Here is a 21,126-nt window from a genome sequence, read left to right on the forward strand (position 1 = left end):
CAGGAATTTTTTTCCTGAAGCATGTACATTAAAACTTAAAAACTAAACTTGAGGAAATAAAAATTTAATATCTTCACTGCTACCATCATATTGAAATACTATATTATTTTCGTCATCAATACGTCCTGCAATGTCATGGTAAAAAGTACCAGTACCAGTAGATATTCCTTGAGAAGTTTCTATGTCACCATGTATTTTTAAATATGGTGTATTATCATTTATGTGTATAACTCCATCAACATGTACATGAGTGCCAACCATATCTTCAGAAGATAATTGAAGATTTGTGTTAAATGTACCATTATAATCAACGTTCACATTGCCATGATATTGAACATCTTGAGCATTATTGCCGTGATGTGTAACAAAAGCTTCGCATTCTATAAAATCTATCATAATTATGTGTACTCCTTTTTTCTACTATTTTATAAACTATATATTAGTATTATAAGTATATCAATATGTTATTAATAAATTATATAAATATGGTTTAGTAGTAACTTGAATATACATCAAATTTTACTAAATGTATTTAAACTTTTATAAACAAACTTCACTCTAGATAGATAGTTTACCTAAAGATGTGAAATGCTATTTTTATTATACATTAAGATAAATTTTTGTAAGGTAGTTCCTTGTAAGTATCATGAGTTTTTTGTTAAAAATTCTTTTGTACAGATGCACGAATGTTAAATATGTTAATACTATGTAATAATTTAAAATTTAAATATAGGGGAGCAAAGTATAATCTATATTATTGTTGTGATTAATAATATAAATTCTTTTTAGAAATTTTATGGAATAATTGTACATAAGAAACTTATTATATGATTTTTATTATAGGTTTTAATGAATAAACAATAAACTTTGTTTTATTAACTATCACTAGTTATTCCTTTGTTTTTTGTAATAACATGATTTATTATAGTTGTACTTTTCTTGATATCATTATTATGAATCAAAGTATAAACGGTTGATTATCCTTAATGACAATGACTATCATATCTTGAGCATAAAAAATATTTGTAAGCATAAAAGTTCTACTAACACTATTTTGTAAATACCCAACAGCATCAGTAAAATTTAAGTAAATTTTATCAAAAACAGGAGACTTATTACTTTTCTTGAGAGTGGTTTTTGAATTTTATATGATTTACTTCTTTAGAATCTGACTAGTTGTAGTTTATTTCTAGTTAGGGCACCATTTTATTAAAAAGTATTTTAATTATAAAATCTTCAACCTACTTTATAGTTACTATTTATGCTTAAACTATCTTGATTAGAGCTTTAATATTTCTATTCACACTATCAATAGAAAAAGCCTGTAAAAGCAATAACATATTATTAAAAAAAACTGTTAAAAAATTATTTTTTAGTTTTTTACATAATTGTTTAAATCATACGGAAGTTTTATTGTCTGTTAATAAAAGGCTACTTAATGAAGAATTTAGTATTGCTTACGTAACAGTGGAAGTGAAATATGGTAACTGTGCAGATAATACATGATATAATTTATAACATATATTCACATTAAATAAACTAAATTGCATGTTTAAAATAACACTAAGTATATGCTTTAGATAAAATAAAATTTTGCTATAGAATAATGTGTTCATTAGTACCCCGCTTGTATTGTGTGTAAAAAAAGGAGATATTTATTTTAATAGAGAACTTGTTTTTTGAAATAACTTGAGAGTGTTAAAATAGTTAAGGTTTTGTGATGGAAGGTTAATTATAAAGTTAAAGTACTAATTTATGGTTTAAATTAATTTATAATCATAAAATAATTGTAAGATACCGGTATTGATTTATTTTAATAGAAGTTTTTAAGCTGTATAAAATAAGAATATAGGTAAAGATAGTAAATATCTTTACCATATATTCTTAAGTCAGATTATAGCGTAAATCTAACACCTAATTCACCACCAAAGTAAGAAAGGCCAAATTCAGCAGTAGCTGAAGTTTTATCTGTCAAGCCAGTAGCATTGTCTACATGTAATTTTTCATATTTGGTTCCTATAATTCCATGATAGAATCCGCCAACAGTTAAAGATACTTCAGGTGTGATTGTGTAACTAACTCCAGCTTTAGCTTGATAAGCAAACTTAGGTGTTAATGAGTCTTTAGTTGTGTTAACTAAATTACTACCTATTCCTGCACATACGTATGGTACTAATGACATGTCATGTACTGGTATGTCATAACAAGCATTAGCCATTAATGATACAGTAGTTATATTGTTAATTTCCGCAGTTACATAGTTATTAGCAGTTATAGCGCCATTACGTCCTAATGCCACAATTTTATAAGCTTTATCAGATGCGTAAGTATCATTAGAAATTGTGTTGAATCTTTCATATCCTATTTCTAGTTCTACTCTTGGACCTCCCATTGAGTAACCAATAGCTCCATTAAAAGCCAATAATAAATTATTATCAAATTTAAACTGGAAATTTTCAACTGTGAATTTTTCGTGACTAGTACGGACAACACTACTATCAGATTTGCTATAACCCTTCACAGTAGATTGCCGATTAGTTTCATTAATTTTAAAATTACGAAACTGTGAAAAAGTAGGGCTATAGCGCATACTTATGTAAAATTCACCACTGGAATCATTATTCATGGAATCACTTGCACTTATAGGTGCGCTAAAAGAGTAGTGTGGCAATAACGATACCAGTGTCATTAGTGCACTTCCTACAAAGAATTTTTTGTAATTCATAACATTAAACCTTTTTATAAACCATAATTAAATATACAATAGTTTATCACATAAATAAAACAGTTAAAGGAATAATAAGCCTAAACTACAAACTTTATCTTTTCTAATTTTTAGTGTGCTAGCACTTTATAAATGTAAATGTTATATAATATATAAAAATTAGTAAAAACTAAAACATAAATCTAACACCTATTTCACCTCCAAAGTAAGAAAAGCCAAATTTAGCTGTAGCATTAGTATACATAGGAGCAGTACTTAATGATGAAGGGTGATACACTGGCAAACTTTTGTATTCTGTGTCAAGTATACTGTGATAAAAAACACCAACAGATATGGATGCTTCTGGAATTAATGGATAATTAAGACCGGCCTTAATTTTATATGCAAGTTTTGGTGTTAAATAACTTTGAGTTACATTCACGATATTACTTCCAATACCAGCACATAAATAAGGTGTAATTGAAGTATTAGATGAAATTAAGTCATAGCATGCATTCATCATTAACGATACAGTAGTGATAGCGTCAATTTTTACAGTAACATATCTTTGATCACTAATATTATTTTCACGACTTAATGCACAGAATTTATGTGCATCTTCATGTATATAATCTCCCCCCCCCTTGGTGTTAAATTGTTCGTACCCTACTTCAAATTCTATTCTTAGCCCATCTCCAACTGCATAACCAGCAGCTCCGCTAAGAGCAAATAATATATTGTTATTAAAGTGGTATTCAAAATTTTTAACATTAAAGTTACTATGAGTTGACAAAGCAATAGTGTTCGCATCTTTTTTGTAACCAAGAACAACCTTAGTTAATGAACCTGGTTCTGCAATTGTAAAGTCCCTAATTTGAGAAAGAGTGGGATTGTAAAATGCACTAACATAAAAATTACCAATACCATGTAATTTATCAACATCTGATGTAGTAGCAAAAGAAATATTTGGTAGTAACATAACTATTATTGCTAACGTACTTCTTATATAAAAATTTTTATAACTCATAAACATAACCCTTAAATATATACACACTATGAAATTATCATTTAAAATACTTAATGAATTGATTATAATATAAATCTAACTCCTACCTCACCGCCAAAATAAGATAAATCAAAAGTAGCTACAACGCCATTAAAAGAACAAAATAAATTTTTAGGCATATTTGCTGGAATACCATTATATGTTTTATCAAGAATACTATGATAGAAACCACCAAGAAATATAGAAGTTTTTGGGTTAACTGAAAAATTGATACCAGCTTTAGCCTGATAGGAAAATTTAGGTACTACATAGTTTTGTGTAATATGAACAATATTGCTACCAATACCAGCGCATGCATAAGGAACAACCTTTGATATATGTAAATCATAACATAAATTTGCCATTAGGGATACAGTAGTAATAGCATCAATTTTTACTGTAATGTAATCTGCATGTTGAAGATAACTTGAACGTTTTAGGGCAATAATCTTATATGCGTCCTCATTTTGATATTCTGTATCTGTTTTTGTGTTAAATTTCTCATAACCTACTTCAAACTCTATTCTTGAACCATTATTTTTTTTATAACCAACAGCACTACTAAAAGCTAATAATAAGTTGTCTTTGTAATTAAACTGAAAGTTAGATACATTGAAATTTGTACCTTGCAATTCGTTAACAACGCTACTATCAGTTTTATAGCCATGTGATAATATGGTTTTTTGATAAGCTTCTGCAATTTCAAAGTTAAAAAATTTACATAATGTTGGATTGTAATGAGCACTTACATAGTAACTACCATTACTATTGGGTTTAGATATTGCAGACACAGAAATGCTTGGTATTAGTGAAATCACTGCTATAAATCTTATAAACAATTTTGCATAACCCATAAATAAAAACTCCTTATCTATCAAAAAAACTTAGGTTACATTACTAACTGTAATAATTAATAAGACATAAACCTTACACCTATTTCACCACCAAAATAAGAAAAATTAAATTCAGCAATAGCGTTATTAAGATTTAAGGTATGACTTAACTGTACTGGTTGATCGACTAATAAATATTTATATTTATTTCCAAAAATGCCATGATAAAACCCTCCAATAGCTATAAGTATTTTTGGATTGAATTTAAAAGTTGTACCAAGCTTAATTTTATAAGAAAATTTTGGTACTATATTATGTGTAATTTTTACAAAATTTCCGCCAAGCCCAGCGCAAATATAAGGCACTATATTTGCATTTATAAAGTCATAGCATGTATTTGCCATGAGTGATACAGTGTTGATGGCATCGATTTTTACAGTTACGTATTGACTACTAGAAATAGCACTGTTACGACTTAAAGCATACACATTATACATTTCATTATTAGGTACAGCACTAAAATTTTCATATCCTATTTCTAACTCTCCTCTTAAGTTGCTCTTTAAAAAACAACCAATTGCACCATGAAAAGCTGATAGTAGATTATCACCGTACTGAAACTCAGGATTATTAATAGCAAAGCTTGCAATATTGGTGGTATTAATATCGTTACCTGTTTTATCTTTTTTATAACCAAAAACAGCTTTAGTTATATTATTATGCTCTCCAATTGTAAAATTTTTGATTAAAGATAAGGTAGGACTATAATAAGCACTTACATATAAGCCATTAGTGGTGCTGTTCTGACAACCACAATTTGATGCTGAGACATTATTAGTACTTACTAACACTGCAGCTAAAGCTATAAATACATTTTTTATAGAAAAAACTTTATCAATCATGAAAAACTCCTAATAGTGAATAAATTATAAACACATGTATTTAACCTAAACCTGCTACCACTAAAGCTAGCAATAATACTGTTTATAAAGTTATTGTATGTGACTGTTAAACAACTTAACAAATCTTTGAGCTTACTACTAGCAGCATCTCTTCTTATTTTACTATACATGAAACTCCAGCTACTATTTTGCATGATTATTGTTATAATTTTTAAATATTTTTTTATAAAATCTGCCTGTAAAACATTTATAGCATTTAGTTGTGCTGTAATTATATTAGAATTTAAGTCCGCCAATCCTACATATAAAAAACTACTTCTTTTTGTAAAATTTTGAACCATCAAAAGATTAGACTTATACTTTTTTTCTACTAATAGAATACTACCTGTAGTTTTTTTTATAAATTTTATAAACGATATAAAAGAAGATGGTACAAATGTCAGTAAATCTTTTATAAGTGATAAACCATTATATATATTTTTAAAATATAACATATAAAACCCTAATACAGTACAACAAGTACACTACATATGTATAACTAATTCAGATAAATCTTACACCAAATTCACCCCCGAAATAGCTTAAGTCAAGTTGCTGTTGAAATACACTACTAGTGGGATAAAATGCTTGGACATTACTACAGTATTGCCTGAAGCCTGAAATGGCATAAACATCATTTATCAGCATATTATACTACTCATTAATGTACCCTTTTAATTAAGTATAAATTTAACACCAATCTCTCCACCAAAATAATTAAAATCTAAGGTAGCAGAAATAATGTTACTCAGAGGAGAAGTAGAAGAAGTACTATAATAATAATTATAATGAAGATCTTTGAATTTATTGTTTAAAATTCCTTCATAATATCCGTCAACAAAAATTGCCACCGAGGGAGATATAAAATAACTAACACCAGCTTTTGCTTGATACGCAAATTTAACATATTGCGAATCAAAAGCTTTCATAAAACTTCCTCCTATACCAGCACATAAATAAGGACTTATCTCTCCTACATTTCCTAAACTGTCTGGAGCAAAATCATAACATGCGTTAATCATAGTAGAAGCAACTACAATATTAGAGTTCTTAATAATAAAATATTTTTTGCCGCTGGAGTCTATTTCATCAGGAGAACCACTCTTTAAATTGTAAGCTGCAACAAAATACTTATAGCCATCTTTTAATGTATAACCACCTGGATTTTTTAATTCAAAATCTTCATAAGATCCTTCAAATTCTATTCTCATTCCGCTATTCATTGAATAACCTATAAGACCACTAAAACCTGTAAGGCTGTTGTTATAAGTTGGTTTGTAAATTCCTTTAAAATTAGTAGCTGTTTCTAAAGCTTTACCAATAGCAGTTTTTCCATCAGCATCGACAGTACCTGTTGCCTCAGGTTTTAATCCAATAATAGCCTTAATATCTACAAGATCTCCTTTTAATGCAAGGTCTCCCATTATAGAAATACCAGGCTTATATTGACCTCCTATATAAAACCCATAATTTTGTACATTACTTTTAGATTCTTCTTCAACAACTACTTGCGCAGAAGAATAAAAAGGCATAAGCAAAGCTAATGCAACAAATGAAGTTTTAATAAATAAATCTTTATAAATCATATTATATCCCCTTAATTAAATGTAAACCTAACGCCAACCTCAGCACCAAAATAATTAAAATCTAAAGTAGCGTATATAACATTATGATCAAAATTCATACTAGAAGAGGTATTACTCTCATGATTGTAACTAGAAAAATTTCTGAATTTATTGTTTAAAATTCCTTCATAATACCCGTCAGCAAAAATTGCTACTGATGGAGATATAAAATAACTAACACCAGCTTTTGCTTGATATGCAAATTTAATATGTTGTGAATTAAAAACTTTTACAAAACTTCCTCCTACACCAGCACATAAATAAGGGCTTATCTCTCTTACATTGCTTAAACTATCTAGAGCAAAATCATAACATGCGTTAATCATAGTAGAAGCAACTACAATATTAGAGTTCTTAATAATAAAATATTTTTTGCTGCCGGAGTCTACTTCATCAGAAGAACCACTCTTTAAATTGTAAGCTGCAACAAAATACTTATAGCCATCTTTTAATGTATAACCACCTGGATTTTTTAATTCAAAATCTTCATAAGATCCTTCAAATTCTATTCTCATTCCGCTATTCATTGAATAACCTATAAGACCACTAAAACCTGTAAGGCTGTTGTTATAAGTTGGTTTGTAAATTCCTTTAAAATTAGTAGCTGTTTCTAAAGCTTTACCAATAGCAGTTTTTCCATCAGCATCGACAGTACCTGTTGCCTCAGGTTTTAATCCAATAATAGCCTTAATATCTACAAGATCTCCTTTTAATGTAAGGTCTCCCATTATAGAAATACCAGGCTTATATTGACCTCCTATATAAAACCCATGATTTTGTACATTACTTTTAGATTCTTCTTCAACAACTACTTGCGCAGAAGAATAAAAAGGCATAAGCAAAGCTAATGCAACAAATGAAGTTTTAATAAATAAATCTTTATAAATCATATTATATCCCCTTAATTAAATGTAAACCTAACGCCAACCTCACCACCAAAATAACTTATATTTAATTTAGCAGTGAAACTCACATATTTAGGATATTCGAAGTACAAATTCTTAAAATTACTATTTATAATGCCTTCATAATACCCACCAGCGAAAACAATTACTTTTGGCAATCTGATGAAACTAACACCAGCTTTTGCTTGATATATAAATTTAACTCTTAAAGCATCAAAAACTTCTATAAAATTACTTCCAGCTCCAGCACATAAATAAGGACTTATTCCTAAGTTATCTGTTGCAAAATCATGACATAAATTAATCATAAAAGCAGTAGCACTAATGTCGCTAGCTCTTATTGTATGGATACTGTTTGAAGAATTATAAAATGAAATAAGATACTTATCATCTGAATTGTTAAAATTATGTAAACCAAATTTTTCATGAGAAACTTCAATTTCTATTCTCATCCTATTATTTGAATATCCTATAAAACCACCAAGCCCTAAGGTACTATTGCTATAGGCAGGATTATATGGATTATTATGACTAGCCATTTTTATTATAACACTATCAGTATTCTGATCATTACTCAAAAGCTCATTATGTAGGATTGAATAAAAAAAATTAAGAGAGTCTCCTTTTACTAAGAAATCTTTAATTATATTCATAATAGCTGGTTTATAATGCCCACCTACATAAATACTTGCGTTAACAGAGCTTGAAAAAAACTGCAAAGAAAAAAAAGCTATTAATAATCTTACAAATAAATTTTTAAAACTCATAGTAATGGATCCTCCCAGTTAAATATGAAGCGGATTCCAATTTCTGCTCCGAGAAAATTATTAAAAGCTATTACAGCTGTAGCACTTCCATTTGCAGGTTGATTATCATTACTTGTAAGCTGATTACTATTAATAATAGGAGAATAAAAATGTAAGTTCTTTAATTTATTATTTGTAATTCCACTATAATAACCATTAGCAAAAACCACTATTCTTCGTGTTAGAGAATAACTAAGACCAGCCTTTGTTTGGTATATAAACTTAATATGAGGTAAATTAAAAGCCTCTAAAATACCTCCCCCCACACCAACACATATATAGGGATGTAACATCGCTCTAGTTATGATAAAATCATAACATGTATTAACTATCATGGAAGCAATGCTAATATCAGAATTTTGCATAACATAATAGTTTCCTGTAGTATTGTCATTATGCTGCATTACAACCGCAAAATATTTATAACTATCATCTAACGTATAGTTGCTCGGATTTTGTAATTCGAAATTTTCATAAAAATATTCGACTTCTAATCTTGTACCGTTTTTAGCTGAATATCCTATAAGTCCACTAAATCCTGTAAAACTGTTCTTATAAGAAGGACTATAAGCACCTTGAAAATTATTTTTAATTTTTAAAGCTTCAAAAATGGATTCTTTGTCTATATTGTTAGGAAACGTTATTGCATTAGGCTTTAATCCCATAATGGACACTATATCCATTAAAGTACCCTTTAACGTAAATCCTCCAATACTATACGAGATACCCGGCTTATATTGTGCACCTATATAAAAGCCTAAGTTATTAGCAGGAATACGATCTACAGCATATGCAGCAAAGAATGCACATAAACTAAACCCTGTAACTCCAATTAGTATAACCCTAGCTAAAAACCTTTTACAAAGCATAATGCAATTCCTCAAACAAATGTAAAAATTAAACTAAATCATAAACCTGACACCAAATTCAGCACCAAAATAGCTAACGCTAAGTGTTGATTCAGCAAACTTTACACTGTTATTATCTGAACTATAAATAACAGGTAAATTGATAAATTTATTATCTGCTATTCCATGATAATAGGCACCAAAGTAAATGATAATATTAGAATTTACGGTAAAGTTTATGCCCGACTTACCTTGATATGCTAGCTTTATAAAATTAGAATCTAAGAAATTTATTAGATTTATACCAATACCCGCACAAAAATAAGGAGAAATATAATACTGCTTCAATTCTGCGTTTAAAACATCATAACAGATATTTAATAATGTCGAACCAGCCTTTAACCCTCGATTTTCCATTACAACATATTTGTTATCATCATGTACTAGTGCAAAATACCTATGATTACCACTAATTAGATAATTACCCTTGTTAAGATTAAAATTTTCATAGAAGGCTTCAAACTCTAACCTTAAATATTTTTTTACTAAGTAGCCAATGCCCCCTCCAAAACTTATCTTATTTGCATCATAAGTAGGACGATATTCCTCTTTATAATTTGACACACTACTTACATTAGTACTATTTATTTGATTTGTGAAAGATGTTGATACACCAAATATATTTGAGGTAGAGTGCAACATTTCCTTAATACTAAATTTTCTAAATTTTGGAATCCCTGGCTTATATTGCATGTAAATATATGCTTTATTGTTACGCGAGGAATTAAGGACTAAAGTGTCTGAAGAAGCGTAATTTGAAAATAGCAAAATAAATATTGCTAATGCAATTTTTACAAAAGATCCCTTACAATTCATAAAAATAACAAGCCTCGCCTTAAACAATAACTAAGTAAGCTACATGCAATAATAAATATGGCTAAAAAAGAATCAAGTCAAGAGAGTTTATGAGTATTTCTACAATTTAAAATAAATTTTAATCATTTATTTAAACAATGTTGTAATTATACTACATACACGCTACCATATATATTATACTAGTATTGAATTGTTAGCATTGAAATTTGTATTTGGCCTTCTAAAATACAAGTCTCATACCAGACTCAAGACCAAAATAATTGATATTAAATGTAGCATTAGGAGAAATGTGCTTAGGAGGATCTTTAAGATCGAGATTATTATAGCTTACAGGAATATTTTTAAAATTAGTACTTGATAATTTTTGAGCATGACCATTAATAAAAATTATAGTTTTTGGAGACAAAAAATATTGTAATCCAATTTTAGCTTGATATGACAATTGAAGATTAACAAGCTCAAGAAAATTAATTACACTACCTCCTATACCAATACATATACTTGGTACTATTGGCGTTTGTATTGTAAGTATATCATAGCATGTATTTACAGTTAATGAATATATGCTAATACCGTTGTTTTCTGAGGTAACATAATTGCAATTAGTACTATCATCAATAGTTTCAGATCTAGATAATGCAAAATATTTAGCGTTTTCTTGATTTTTATATCCTGCATTGTCAATTGTGAATTTTTCATAAGAACCTTCAAATTCTATACGCGGCCCACCTACTGAATATCCAATAGCTATAGAATAACCTTTAAGATTTGCTGTATAAGTGGGATCATATTTATCTTTAAAACTATTTTTGGAATTTAAAGATAATTTTTCACTTTCATCTTTTTTTGTGGCAAATAGTATTAAAGGTTTGTTTTCAGATTCGACAATAGAAAAATTTTTAAAATATGGATAACTTGGCTTATATTGTCCACTTATATAAAAGCCTGAACTCTCACTCTCTACTGAAAAATCAATAGGTGTAGGTGAAGCATAAGACTTATGTGATTCAATAAGTAAAATTGTAAAAAAGCATAATAGAAATTTTTTTTTATTCATAATACATAACTAGAGAATTCATAACTAATATAAATTATAACACATTACTAATATATACTAAATTATTATAATTGCTAATAAATATGTTATTAAGTAGATCTATTAATTCTGTTAGGAGGGAATTGTTGTCTAATGCAGGTTATATTTATTATTACATATTTAATTAGGGAGCTATTATTAGTAAGCTGATAATTTTGATATACTAAAAAATATTGCTAGTTAATGTAATAAAAGATTTTTGCACATAAATACTTAAATTAGGTATATTAAATAATAATCTACAATAGACATTAATTTCCCTCCTTATTATCATATGTTTATTTGTCATTTAAAGCTAGAGGCGAAATATCATTGTTTTCTTCATTATTATTTGTAGATAATGATTTTATTAAATTATAGACTACATTACGAGTCTTATCATTTTTAATACAAGTATATGCCCTTACAAGCATTAATATTTCTTTGCTATCAATTGTATTGTCATGATTCAGTTCTGGTATAAAGCTTTCATTATTGTCTCTTAAGATGTTGCTACATATTTCATTGTTATCTGAAGTAGTGTGATTAATATTCAATTGTACTTTTGATATTACGTCAATAACTCCAATGCCTAAAACTTTTGTAAGTTCATATAGTCTACTGATGACTATTCGATTTGTTCCTTTTTCATATTTTTGAACTTGCTGAAAAGTGATTCCTAGTTTACTAGCAAGCTGATTTTGACTCATTCCTTTAATAATACGTTGCTTCTTTATTTCTCGTCCCACATATTGGTCAACAGGGTGAGGTTTTGTTTTGTGCTCATCGACAGGATGAGATTTTGCTTTTCCTTCATTATTAGTGGGATTAGCATTTTGTCTTTGTGACATCATAAAAATTATCCTATGTGTTATGATTATTTACTTAGGATAAATCATACGTTATTGTAATGCAACAGTTATTTAATGCATGGTATATAATAATAAAACTGTGAAGAGTATGCTAAATTGGAAATAAAATTACTAGTAAATATTTTTGATCATAAATATTGTTTTATATTTCTGTCATAAAAAATACTAAAATTATAGTACTTGATAGCAAAAATTTTCTTGATGCAAATAATGCCTTATGTTAGCATAAACCTTTTGATAAGGAGTGCAAGTGCTTGAGAGAACACTATCTATCTTAAAGCCTGATGTAGTTAAGCGTAATATTATAGGTAATGTGATAGCTTACATAGAACAAGCAGGGTTAAAAATAGCTGCTCAAAAAATGTGCTTACTATCTCAGTTACAAGCTGAGAGATTTTATGAAATACATAAGGCACAGCCTTTCTTTTCTGAATTGATAAGATTTATGGTATCTGGACCGGTAATAGTACAGGTGTTGATTGGGGACAGTGCTGTAACTTTATATAGGGAAGTTATGGGTGCAACTGATCCTAAAAAAGCTAAACCTGGTTCAATAAGAGCAGATTTTGCTGAAAGTATTGATGCAAATTGTGTTCATGGGTCTGATAATTTAGAAAATGCTAAAAGAGAAATAATGTTTTTTTTCCCTGAATGTGAAATTTTATATTAGTATCTTAACATATCTTTAGCAAATGACAAAAGTTGTGTTTTTGTTAGTTGATATGAACTGTTTTCCCAGGTTTGTTTTATTATACTTAATGTTTGTCCTAGGGCTTTACCTTTTTTATAACCTATATTTAGCAGATCATTACCGGATATAGGAAAGTTAGGAACTTTAAAATTATTTGCAAAATCGATATATTGAAATAATTCTTCATAAGTATTATTTACCTCTACATGGTTGATTGTAATTAAATGACAGTATGATTCTAATCCAAATTTACTAATATATTTTTTTTGATTATTTATTGATAAAGGTATTGGTAGTGTATTTGTAACGAGAGTGATTAGAATTTTTTTTTGTTTATTTGATAATCGTAAAAGATTACTCACATTTTCTGAAACTTTTATTTTGTCATTATTTTTTATTGTTCTAAGCAAAGCTGATAGTTTTACTATAGGAGGATTATTTTGTAGAAGAGGTGATGATAATATGTTAGTAGATATGTCATAAGGAAGGATTTGCTCTAGAATGTTACACTGTTGCATTATTTGTAATGTATTTAATATATTGTTATATGATAGAAGTTTTAAGAACTCTTCTCTCACTCTTTCTTTAGATAATTTTTTTATAGTGTATGAATATTTTTTACATAATTCTGTAATTTCTTTTTTGAGCTGATTACCATTACATATCATTGCATGAAATCTAAATGCTCTTAATATTCTAAGGAAGTCTTCATTAATACGCTTTTCTGCATTACCTATAAAGTTTAGTGTTTTATTGTTTAGGTCCTGAATTCCAGAGAAATAATCATATATTTTTCCTTCCTTATCACAATATAATGCATTAAAAGTAAAATCTCTTCTTGAAGCATCTTCTTTCCAATTATTAGTAAAGCTTACATTTGCATGCCTTCCATCGCACTTTATATCAGACCTTAAAGTTGTGATTTCATACGAAGTATTATTTACTATAGCAGTGATAGTCCCATGTTTAATACCAGTAGGGATTGTTTTTATATGTGAGAAATTTAATGCTTGTATTACCTTATCGGGTGTTAAAGTAGTTGCAAAGTCGGTATCAGTAAATCTTTTATTAATTATGCTGTCTCTTACGCATCCACCTACAAGTCTTATACTTCCATTAAATTTTTCTATAGCATTTATTATTAATAAAATGTTAGGATTTTTTATGAGTTGAGAAATCATCTATTTTTTTATTAAACAATGTAAATGATAGCAAATCTATTTTAGGATAACTATACAAAAGATTTTATACTTTGATTAGGGATTATTCTTGTAATATTTTGATGCTATGGCGTTTATATACAAAGAAAAGGATATGTATGTTAAAAAATAAATTATGTTCTATATTTTCTACTGTTTTAAGTAAAGCCAATAGGTTTAATAGAAAAATTATTGTATAAAAAAGAATGATGTATTGATAGATTACTCAAAATATCTATGTTATACATGTTGTTGGTATAAAACTTTAAAGGCTTTTCTATAAGTAAATTTTTAAGAATATCAGTACTTAATGTTATAGTAGCTGTTATACACAGAAATTTATATGATAATATATAGTCCTATTATTTAAATGTAAAGCATATTAATTATAATTGTTAAGATAATATAGGGAGAAAAATAATTATTATTTGTAGTAATTTATTGCTGTGTAATTTAATATAGTGTTAACATGTTTTCCTTGTTATTATTGTGTTAACATTAAATAAGATGTGTTTGCAATATTACTTAAATTATGTGTTCTTTGATTTAAGTACAAGGAATACAATGATGTATTGTATATCATCATAAAAGTGTTGAGAAATGAAGATAACAATAATTTTTGTTAATCTTAACAATTAAAATATATTGTAGTGTATTAAGATTTGTAGAATAGTACAAGTATGGAAAAATACATATAAGTTTATGTTTGTAACATATATTTATGGTACTGATAAGTCGTGTTATGTATAAAATAATAAGTATGAATGAATATAATAGTGTTTAAATAATTGCATCTTCTATAATAAATTGAATGTTCTCATTGCCTTTCCAGTAATTTATACTAATTTTCCCTATTATCATTGTGACTTGGCATTGTAACAATGTGATTCCTAGATCAGTATTTGCGCATCTAAAACAAATGCCTTTCAGAAAAATATTGTTATCATAAATCCAGCACTTAATATGACTATCATTAATAAGCTCTGGTTTTTTTATTTTTACATTTGTTATTATAAACCTTGGTTCTGGATTTCCTATGCCAAATGGTTCTAAAAGCTGTAATTTTTTCCATAAATGCAAATTTACAGCATTTAAAGTAATGGTACCAACAGCCTTTAGAATTTTTTGTGTATTTATATTGCTAAATTCTTCTGAAAGGAATTCATATAGGTTTTGAATGTTGTTTTCATATATAGAAAATCCAGCAGCCATTGCATGTCCACCCCCATCAATAATGAGATTTTTAAGCTTTGCAGATAATATAGCAACTCCTATATCTACATCAGGTATTGATCTTGCACTTGCTTTTCCAATGCCATTATTTAGTGATATTACAATAGATGGTAAATAGAATTTTTCTTTTAACCTACCTGCGATAATTCCTATAATTCCTGGATGCCAAGATTGGTGTGCAACTATAATTATGTTTTTACCAGAAAGTATTAATTTTTCTGCTTGAACAACTGCTTCATTGAAGCTTTGATTTTCAAGAGCTTTTCTTTCTATGTTGAGGTGTTGTAACTTGGTAGAAATTTGTATAGATTCTTCTTCGCTTTCACTTGATAATAAACTTGCTCCCAAACTTGCATTTCCAATTCTGCCACCAGCATTTATATGAGGACCAATTACAAATCCTAATTGATAAGTGTTAGGTTTTTCTTGTATTCCAATAATATCAGATAATACTTTTAATCCCACATTTTTTCGTGCAGCCATTACTTTAAGCCCTTGTTTTATAAAGACTCTATTTAATTCTGTAATTGGCATTACGTCACATATGGTACCTAGGGCTACTAGATCTAAGTAATCTAATAGATTAGGTTCTTGTTTATCTTTAAAAAAACCTTTTTGTTTTAATGTTTTGTGTAACGCTACTACCATCAGAAAAGAAACCCCGACTGCTGCTAAGTTGGTGTGTGAAGAAGATTCATCAAGACGATTAGGGTTAATAACAGCAACTGCTTCAGGTAGTATACTAGTACTAATGTGGTGGTCAATAACGATAATGTCAAGTCCTACTGACTTTGCGATAGATATTGGCTTATGTGCAACAGTTCCACAATCTACGGTAATGCATAAGCTATAACCTTCCTTTTGTAGATTAAGGAAAGCTTTTGTATTTGGACCATAACCTTCCTCTATGCGATCTGGAATGTAAATATAAATATCAACTCCTAGACTTTTGAAGTATTTTTTTATTAGTGCTGATGATGTTGCACCGTCAACATCGTAGTCACCAAATACTACTATTTTTTCTTGATTATATATTCCTTGTTCAATTCTATTAATTGCTTTTTCCATGTCCAATAGATGGAAAGGATCAGGCAGCATATTTCTTAATGTTGGATATAGAAAATCGTCTATTTTATTTATAGGAATATTTTTTATTGATATGATCCTTGCAATAATTTCGCACACTCCGAATTTTTGTTGAATTGCGAGAATATTTCTTGTACTAACCTCATCAACTTTCCATATTGATCCGGTGATACCAGTATACTCTAGAACATCTATTTCTTGTTGTAACATATAGTTTATATAAATAATATGAAATCATATATTATTGTGTTTATTTTGTATATTAGTATATTAATTTATAAGAAATATATGTATAGCAATACTTTGAAATAAATTAATGAATCAAAAAAGCTTTTACTTATATAACAAGTTGTTTTACAAAATTTATTGATCTTTTAGGTTATTAATAATGTTGTAATCATTTTTGGTTATAAATAAATGTAAGATGTTGTTTTTACTACTGTGTAATACATTTTAATATGGAAATAATACTACTTAAGAGTAAGTCTTCTAAATCTTGGTAGCTCTACTATTCATTAAGAAATTGAGCTTTTAAAACATGTGTAATTTAAAAAGGGATTTTTTAAATAAATAGAATTATAAAACTTACTGAGTGTGTTGAATGTTGTTAGTTTAATTTTATTAAATAAAGAACATTAAAGAGCTTTTTATAATATATTGAAAGTTGTAATCTACGCTGTTATTTGCTAGTGTTACTATAATATGAAAAATCCTGGACAATTATCGTAAAAGTATAGATTTTCAGTTTTTAAAATATTAATTTCCTTTTCTGTGATATTTATTAATAAATTGTTAATATCGTTGTTACTTATATTCTTCTTTTTATCATTAACGTAGAACCTGCAAGATATTTGATCAGTGTATGCTATATGATACGGCAAATTTGGCCATAGTTCTAAACCTTTTGAATAAATTGATACTAATTCTAGAGCGTTATTTAATGAGCCTAAAGATTTAGCTATGTCCTTGATAACTTCTTGATTATATTCAATAGTTATATCTACTCCTATAAGAGTTTTTTTTTCTTTTTGTGTAGTATAACAATTTTGTGTAGTATGCGTTGCTTGTGATAATTCTTTAGGCAAAGATAATTTTTGTAATTGTGTAGGAACTGTGCCAAGATTATTAATAATAGCTTCTGCAAATTCTTTGGTGGAGGCTTTAGTAATGCTTGTTTTAGGATTGTATATGTCAGCTGTATGTATACCATCCTCTAATGTTTTAAGTAGTGCATTATAAATTATCTCAGCTTTGTTAAATTTTTTAAGGTGTATAAGCATTTGTATGGCAGCGTTAAGTAGTCCTGAAGGATTTGCTATGTTTTTTCCAGCAATATTTGGTGCAGATCCATGTACTGCTTCAAACATTGCATATTTATCTCCTATGTTAGCACTACCTGCAAGACCTATAGACCCTGATAATAGTGCTACTATATCAGATAAAATGTCACCGTATAAATTTGTTGTGACTACGACATCAAAATGTTCAGGTATATTTGCAACACTAGCCATACCGATATCAACAATGTAAAAATCAGAAGTAATATCAGAATAACGTTTTGCAACTTTGTCAAAAGACTGATGAAAAATACCGTCTGTCATCTTCATAATGTTGTCTTTTGCTAAGCAAGAAACTTTTTTTCTGTTATTATTTTTGGCATATTCAAAAGCATAGTTACATATTTTTTCTGATGCTGATTTTGTAGATATTTTTATGCATTGAAATGAATCATGAGTTAATCTATGTTCTATACCTGCATATGTATCTTCTTCATTTTCTCTAATAATTACTATATTTAAGTTAGGAAATTTTGTCTCAATAATAGGAAAATATGATATACATGGCCGTACATTTACGTACAATCCTAACATTTTTCTTAGTGTTACATTTAAGCTTTTATGTCCTTTTCCTTGAGGGGTCATAATTGGGGATTTTAATAATATTTTTGTTCTATTAATTGATTCCCATGATGAAGGTGCAATCCCTGAAGGCCACTCTTTATTATATAAGTTGCTTCCTATTTCTATTGTTTCTATAGCAATATCTACTTGTGCTTCTTTAATTATCAGAAGTACTGCTTCCATAATTTCCGGACCAATACCATCTCCGTAAGCAACAGTTATAGGTGTTGACATAATCTTATTATAATAAATGCGCAAATTATACATTAATTGCTAATAATTCATTATAGACTAGTTATTTATAAATACAAGGTAAGAGTTGTAATTTGTTAAAGGATGTTATGATGATGTACTTGTTAATTCTAATAACTAAAATTTAAAAATTATTGGTTAAATTTAGTTGTATAGATAAATGTTGGTTATGTATAAGTTTGTATTGCTATGTATATGTAAGATTTTGTGTGCTTGGAGAATATTTTAAAATGTATGTTTATGTGGTAAAAGTAATATTATCTAAAGTTAGGTAAAAGCACTTGTGTTGTATGTTATAGCAGGAGCTCAAATAGGGTTGTGAATTTATTGATGCCCCTTGAGCATGCCCTTAATATGTATGCATGTAAGCTGTAAAAAAAAAGGCTTATAGCATAGTTTATTTGTATAAAGAGAATCCCGCAGGTTAATATGTAGTGTTACTTATATCTTGTAGTATTATTACATAAGTATTTCTATTTTGTAATTACATGAGTATTATCAATAGTATACAACTGTGTTATATTACAATGGTAAAGTAAATGTACTTTTACTATAATATGAATACATCATGTTTATAACAGATGTGTCTGTCTAATCCATATCTAGAAGACTTTTTGTAAATTCCTGTGCGGAAAAGTCTTTTAAATCTTCCATTTTTTCTCCAACTCCTATTGCATGTAAACTGATGTTATTATATTTTTGAGCTATTTTTATTACTATTCCACCTTTAGCTGTTCCATCTAGTTTTGTGATAATGATTCCGTTTAGATTTACAAATTTTGAAAAAGCTTCAACCTGAACAAAAGCATTTTGTCCAACTGTTGCATCTAATACCAATATAGTATTGTGGGGTGCTTCTTGATCTTGTTTTTTTATAATACGGCTTATTTTTGATAATTCCTCCATAAGATTTTTATGGTTATGTAACCTACCAGCAGTATCGATAAGTACAATATCAATTGCTTGAGTTAACGCCTGGTTTACAGTTTTATAAGCAACACTTGCTGAATCCGTTCCGTGAGTTCCTGTTATAATAGGACATTGTACATTTTCTGCCCAAATTTTTAGTTGCTCAATAGCTGCTGCACGAAATGTATCGCATGCTCCTATAATTACAGATTTTCCTGTACTACGAAATTTGTAAGCTAGTTTACCAATAGTTGTAGTTTTACCGTTTCCATTGGTCCCACATAACATAATAATATGTGGTTTATGGGTTATAGATATTGGATTGGATACTTTACTTAGGATGCTTTCAATTTCTTGAGCTAATTTTTCTTTAACATGTGTGTAATTTATATTATTTAATTTTATATCGGATATTTTTTTAGTTAAAAACTCTGCACTTTGATGTCCTACATCCATAGTTATTAGTAAATCTTGTAGTTCTTTTAAAGTTTGTTGATCTACCTTTTTACCGACTACAAAAATATTTTTAATTCCCTCATTTAACTTTGATGAAGTTTTTTGTAAACTGTTTTTTAAAATATTGAAAAAACCTTTATTATTGTTGTGCATACTTGTCAGCCTTTTGTGATACAATGGAAATAAAGCTTTTTTATTTCAACTTTATATTGGTATTTTAGCAAAATATTTAAAAGTATTAAAGTAATAAAACCAATTGTTATAGATAGGATAATATTATGTGAATTATGCAATGCAAGCATTGCATGCTGATATATTGCCTCTTATACGAAACAGAAATATGGGGAAAAAACGTTTCATTGATGTTTAAAACACTCTTAGTTTTAGTATTTCTGCTAATGAATGTTTTATACTTCTATGCTTTAATTGTAAAATTTATAGAGTTGATTAAGTAAAGCTCCATATAAAACAGCAAAATTTGTTTGGATAAATATTAATGTAGGACACATGTTTGTACATAAATAAGTATCTTAAATAAAAGACGTTATATGGGTAAGGGCATGGTTTTTTTTATGTTATATGATTATATGAGCAAGATTATTGATTGTAAGTTAGTAAGGTTTATCAATAGTTATGTGGTACATAAGTTTACGTAATTAATGAAAACGGAAGTATACTTCAAGTAAAATTTGTTTGTAGTTTAAATAATAGTTGGAGAAATTAGGGGTGGGAGACGATATTTCTATTTTGTATAAAAGCTTGTTTGGATTCTCTAAATTTTAGAGATATCATTGTGATATTGCTTTTTTAAAAGTGAATGTACTAAAAAAAACATAAAATAGAATTTTAAAATACTTTATCATTTGATT

General features: G+C 28.0%; 20 protein-coding genes. 2 read left to right on the top strand and 18 right to left on the bottom strand.

Annotation, left to right across the window (positions count from 1 at the left end; all coding sequences use genetic code 11):
• Positions 1-42: 42 nt before the first annotated feature.
• On the bottom strand, positions 43-396 hold the full coding sequence (locus NLO413_RS03595; RefSeq protein ID WP_045809129.1) for a hypothetical protein: 354 nt from the start codon (positions 394-396) through the stop codon (positions 43-45).
• A gap of 879 nt (positions 397-1,275) precedes the next feature.
• On the opposite strand from NLO413_RS03595, the gene NLO413_RS03600 reads away from it, so the two are divergent.
• A complete protein-coding gene (locus NLO413_RS03600) occupies positions 1,276-1,506 on the top strand; it encodes a hypothetical protein (RefSeq protein ID WP_045809130.1) in 231 nt (76 codons plus the stop codon).
• Between the two features lie 388 nt (positions 1,507-1,894).
• Here NLO413_RS03600 and NLO413_RS03605 read toward each other — a convergent pair whose 3' ends face one another.
• From NLO413_RS03605 to NLO413_RS03660, 13 genes are all read right to left on the bottom strand, one after another.
• Positions 1,895-2,725 (bottom strand): P44/Msp2 family outer membrane protein, encoded by an 831-nt coding sequence (locus tag NLO413_RS03605; RefSeq protein ID WP_045809131.1) that lies wholly within the window; start codon positions 2,723-2,725, stop codon positions 1,895-1,897.
• A gap of 169 nt (positions 2,726-2,894) precedes the next feature.
• Positions 2,895-3,731, bottom strand: a complete 837-nt coding sequence (locus tag NLO413_RS03610; RefSeq protein WP_045809132.1) for a P44/Msp2 family outer membrane protein — start codon at positions 3,729-3,731, stop codon at positions 2,895-2,897.
• Positions 3,732-3,793: 62 nt separating this feature from the next.
• On the bottom strand, positions 3,794-4,603 hold the full coding sequence (locus tag NLO413_RS03615) for a P44/Msp2 family outer membrane protein (RefSeq protein WP_045809133.1): 810 nt from the start codon (positions 4,601-4,603) through the stop codon (positions 3,794-3,796).
• 56 nt (positions 4,604-4,659) lie between these two features.
• Positions 4,660-5,484 (bottom strand): P44/Msp2 family outer membrane protein, encoded by an 825-nt coding sequence (locus NLO413_RS03620; protein ID WP_045809134.1) that lies wholly within the window; start codon positions 5,482-5,484, stop codon positions 4,660-4,662.
• Positions 5,481-5,978 (bottom strand): hypothetical protein, encoded by a 498-nt coding sequence (locus NLO413_RS03625; RefSeq protein ID WP_045809135.1) that lies wholly within the window; start codon positions 5,976-5,978, stop codon positions 5,481-5,483. Before NLO413_RS03625 ends, NLO413_RS03620 begins: the two co-directional genes overlap by 4 nt.
• A 49-nt stretch (positions 5,979-6,027) precedes the next feature.
• Positions 6,028-6,171, bottom strand: a complete 144-nt coding sequence (locus NLO413_RS04875; RefSeq protein ID WP_156965567.1) for a hypothetical protein — start codon at positions 6,169-6,171, stop codon at positions 6,028-6,030.
• Positions 6,172-6,197: 26 nt separating this feature from the next.
• Entirely contained in the window at positions 6,198-7,109 is a 912-nt protein-coding gene (locus tag NLO413_RS03630) for a P44/Msp2 family outer membrane protein (RefSeq protein ID WP_052690386.1), read from the bottom strand.
• A gap of 11 nt (positions 7,110-7,120) precedes the next feature.
• Positions 7,121-8,038, bottom strand: a complete 918-nt coding sequence (locus NLO413_RS03635; RefSeq protein WP_052690387.1) for a P44/Msp2 family outer membrane protein — start codon at positions 8,036-8,038, stop codon at positions 7,121-7,123.
• 11 nt (positions 8,039-8,049) lie between these two features.
• Entirely contained in the window at positions 8,050-8,820 is a 771-nt protein-coding gene (locus tag NLO413_RS03640; RefSeq protein WP_045809136.1) for a P44/Msp2 family outer membrane protein, read from the bottom strand.
• On the bottom strand, positions 8,817-9,728 hold the full coding sequence (locus tag NLO413_RS03645; RefSeq protein WP_045809137.1) for a P44/Msp2 family outer membrane protein: 912 nt from the start codon (positions 9,726-9,728) through the stop codon (positions 8,817-8,819). The genes NLO413_RS03640 and NLO413_RS03645 overlap by 4 nt, the downstream gene beginning before the upstream one ends.
• 33 nt (positions 9,729-9,761) lie before the next feature.
• Positions 9,762-10,583, bottom strand: coding sequence for a P44/Msp2 family outer membrane protein (locus tag NLO413_RS03650; RefSeq protein ID WP_052690388.1), 822 nt, complete (start codon positions 10,581-10,583; stop codon positions 9,762-9,764).
• Between the two features lie 220 nt (positions 10,584-10,803).
• Positions 10,804-11,640: a P44/Msp2 family outer membrane protein gene (locus NLO413_RS03655; protein ID WP_045809138.1), complete on the bottom strand. Its 837-nt coding sequence runs from the start codon at positions 11,638-11,640 to the stop codon at positions 10,804-10,806.
• 317 nt (positions 11,641-11,957) lie between these two features.
• Entirely contained in the window at positions 11,958-12,518 is a 561-nt protein-coding gene (locus NLO413_RS03660; RefSeq protein WP_045809139.1) for a helix-turn-helix domain-containing protein, read from the bottom strand.
• Between the two features lie 262 nt (positions 12,519-12,780).
• Between NLO413_RS03660 and ndk the strand changes: the two genes are divergently transcribed.
• Positions 12,781-13,200 (top strand): nucleoside-diphosphate kinase, encoded by a 420-nt coding sequence (gene ndk, locus NLO413_RS03665; protein ID WP_045809140.1) that lies wholly within the window; start codon positions 12,781-12,783, stop codon positions 13,198-13,200.
• On the opposite strand, the gene NLO413_RS03670 is transcribed toward ndk, so the two are convergent.
• The 4 genes from NLO413_RS03670 to ftsY all read right to left on the bottom strand — a co-directional run bounded on the left by NLO413_RS03670 (position 13,197) and on the right by ftsY (position 20,410).
• Complete coding sequence (locus tag NLO413_RS03670; RefSeq protein WP_045809141.1) at positions 13,197-14,402, bottom strand: CCA tRNA nucleotidyltransferase; 1,206 nt, start codon at positions 14,400-14,402, stop codon at positions 13,197-13,199. The genes ndk and NLO413_RS03670 overlap by 4 nt on opposite strands.
• A gap of 798 nt (positions 14,403-15,200) precedes the next feature.
• Positions 15,201-16,949, bottom strand: a complete 1,749-nt coding sequence (gene recJ / locus NLO413_RS03675; protein WP_045809142.1) for a single-stranded-DNA-specific exonuclease RecJ — start codon at positions 16,947-16,949, stop codon at positions 15,201-15,203.
• A 485-nt stretch (positions 16,950-17,434) separates the two neighbouring features.
• Positions 17,435-18,874 (bottom strand): isocitrate dehydrogenase, encoded by a 1,440-nt coding sequence (icd, locus tag NLO413_RS03680; RefSeq protein ID WP_045809407.1) that lies wholly within the window; start codon positions 18,872-18,874, stop codon positions 17,435-17,437.
• 609 nt (positions 18,875-19,483) lie between these two features.
• Positions 19,484-20,410: a signal recognition particle-docking protein FtsY gene (gene ftsY / locus NLO413_RS03685; RefSeq protein ID WP_045809143.1), complete on the bottom strand. Its 927-nt coding sequence runs from the start codon at positions 20,408-20,410 to the stop codon at positions 19,484-19,486.
• Between the last annotated feature and the right edge of the window lie 716 nt (positions 20,411-21,126).

Origin of the sequence: Candidatus Neoehrlichia procyonis str. RAC413 (assembly GCF_000964795.1) — a bacterium.
GTDB classification, from domain to species: Bacteria; Pseudomonadota; Alphaproteobacteria; order Rickettsiales; family Anaplasmataceae; genus Neoehrlichia; species Neoehrlichia procyonis.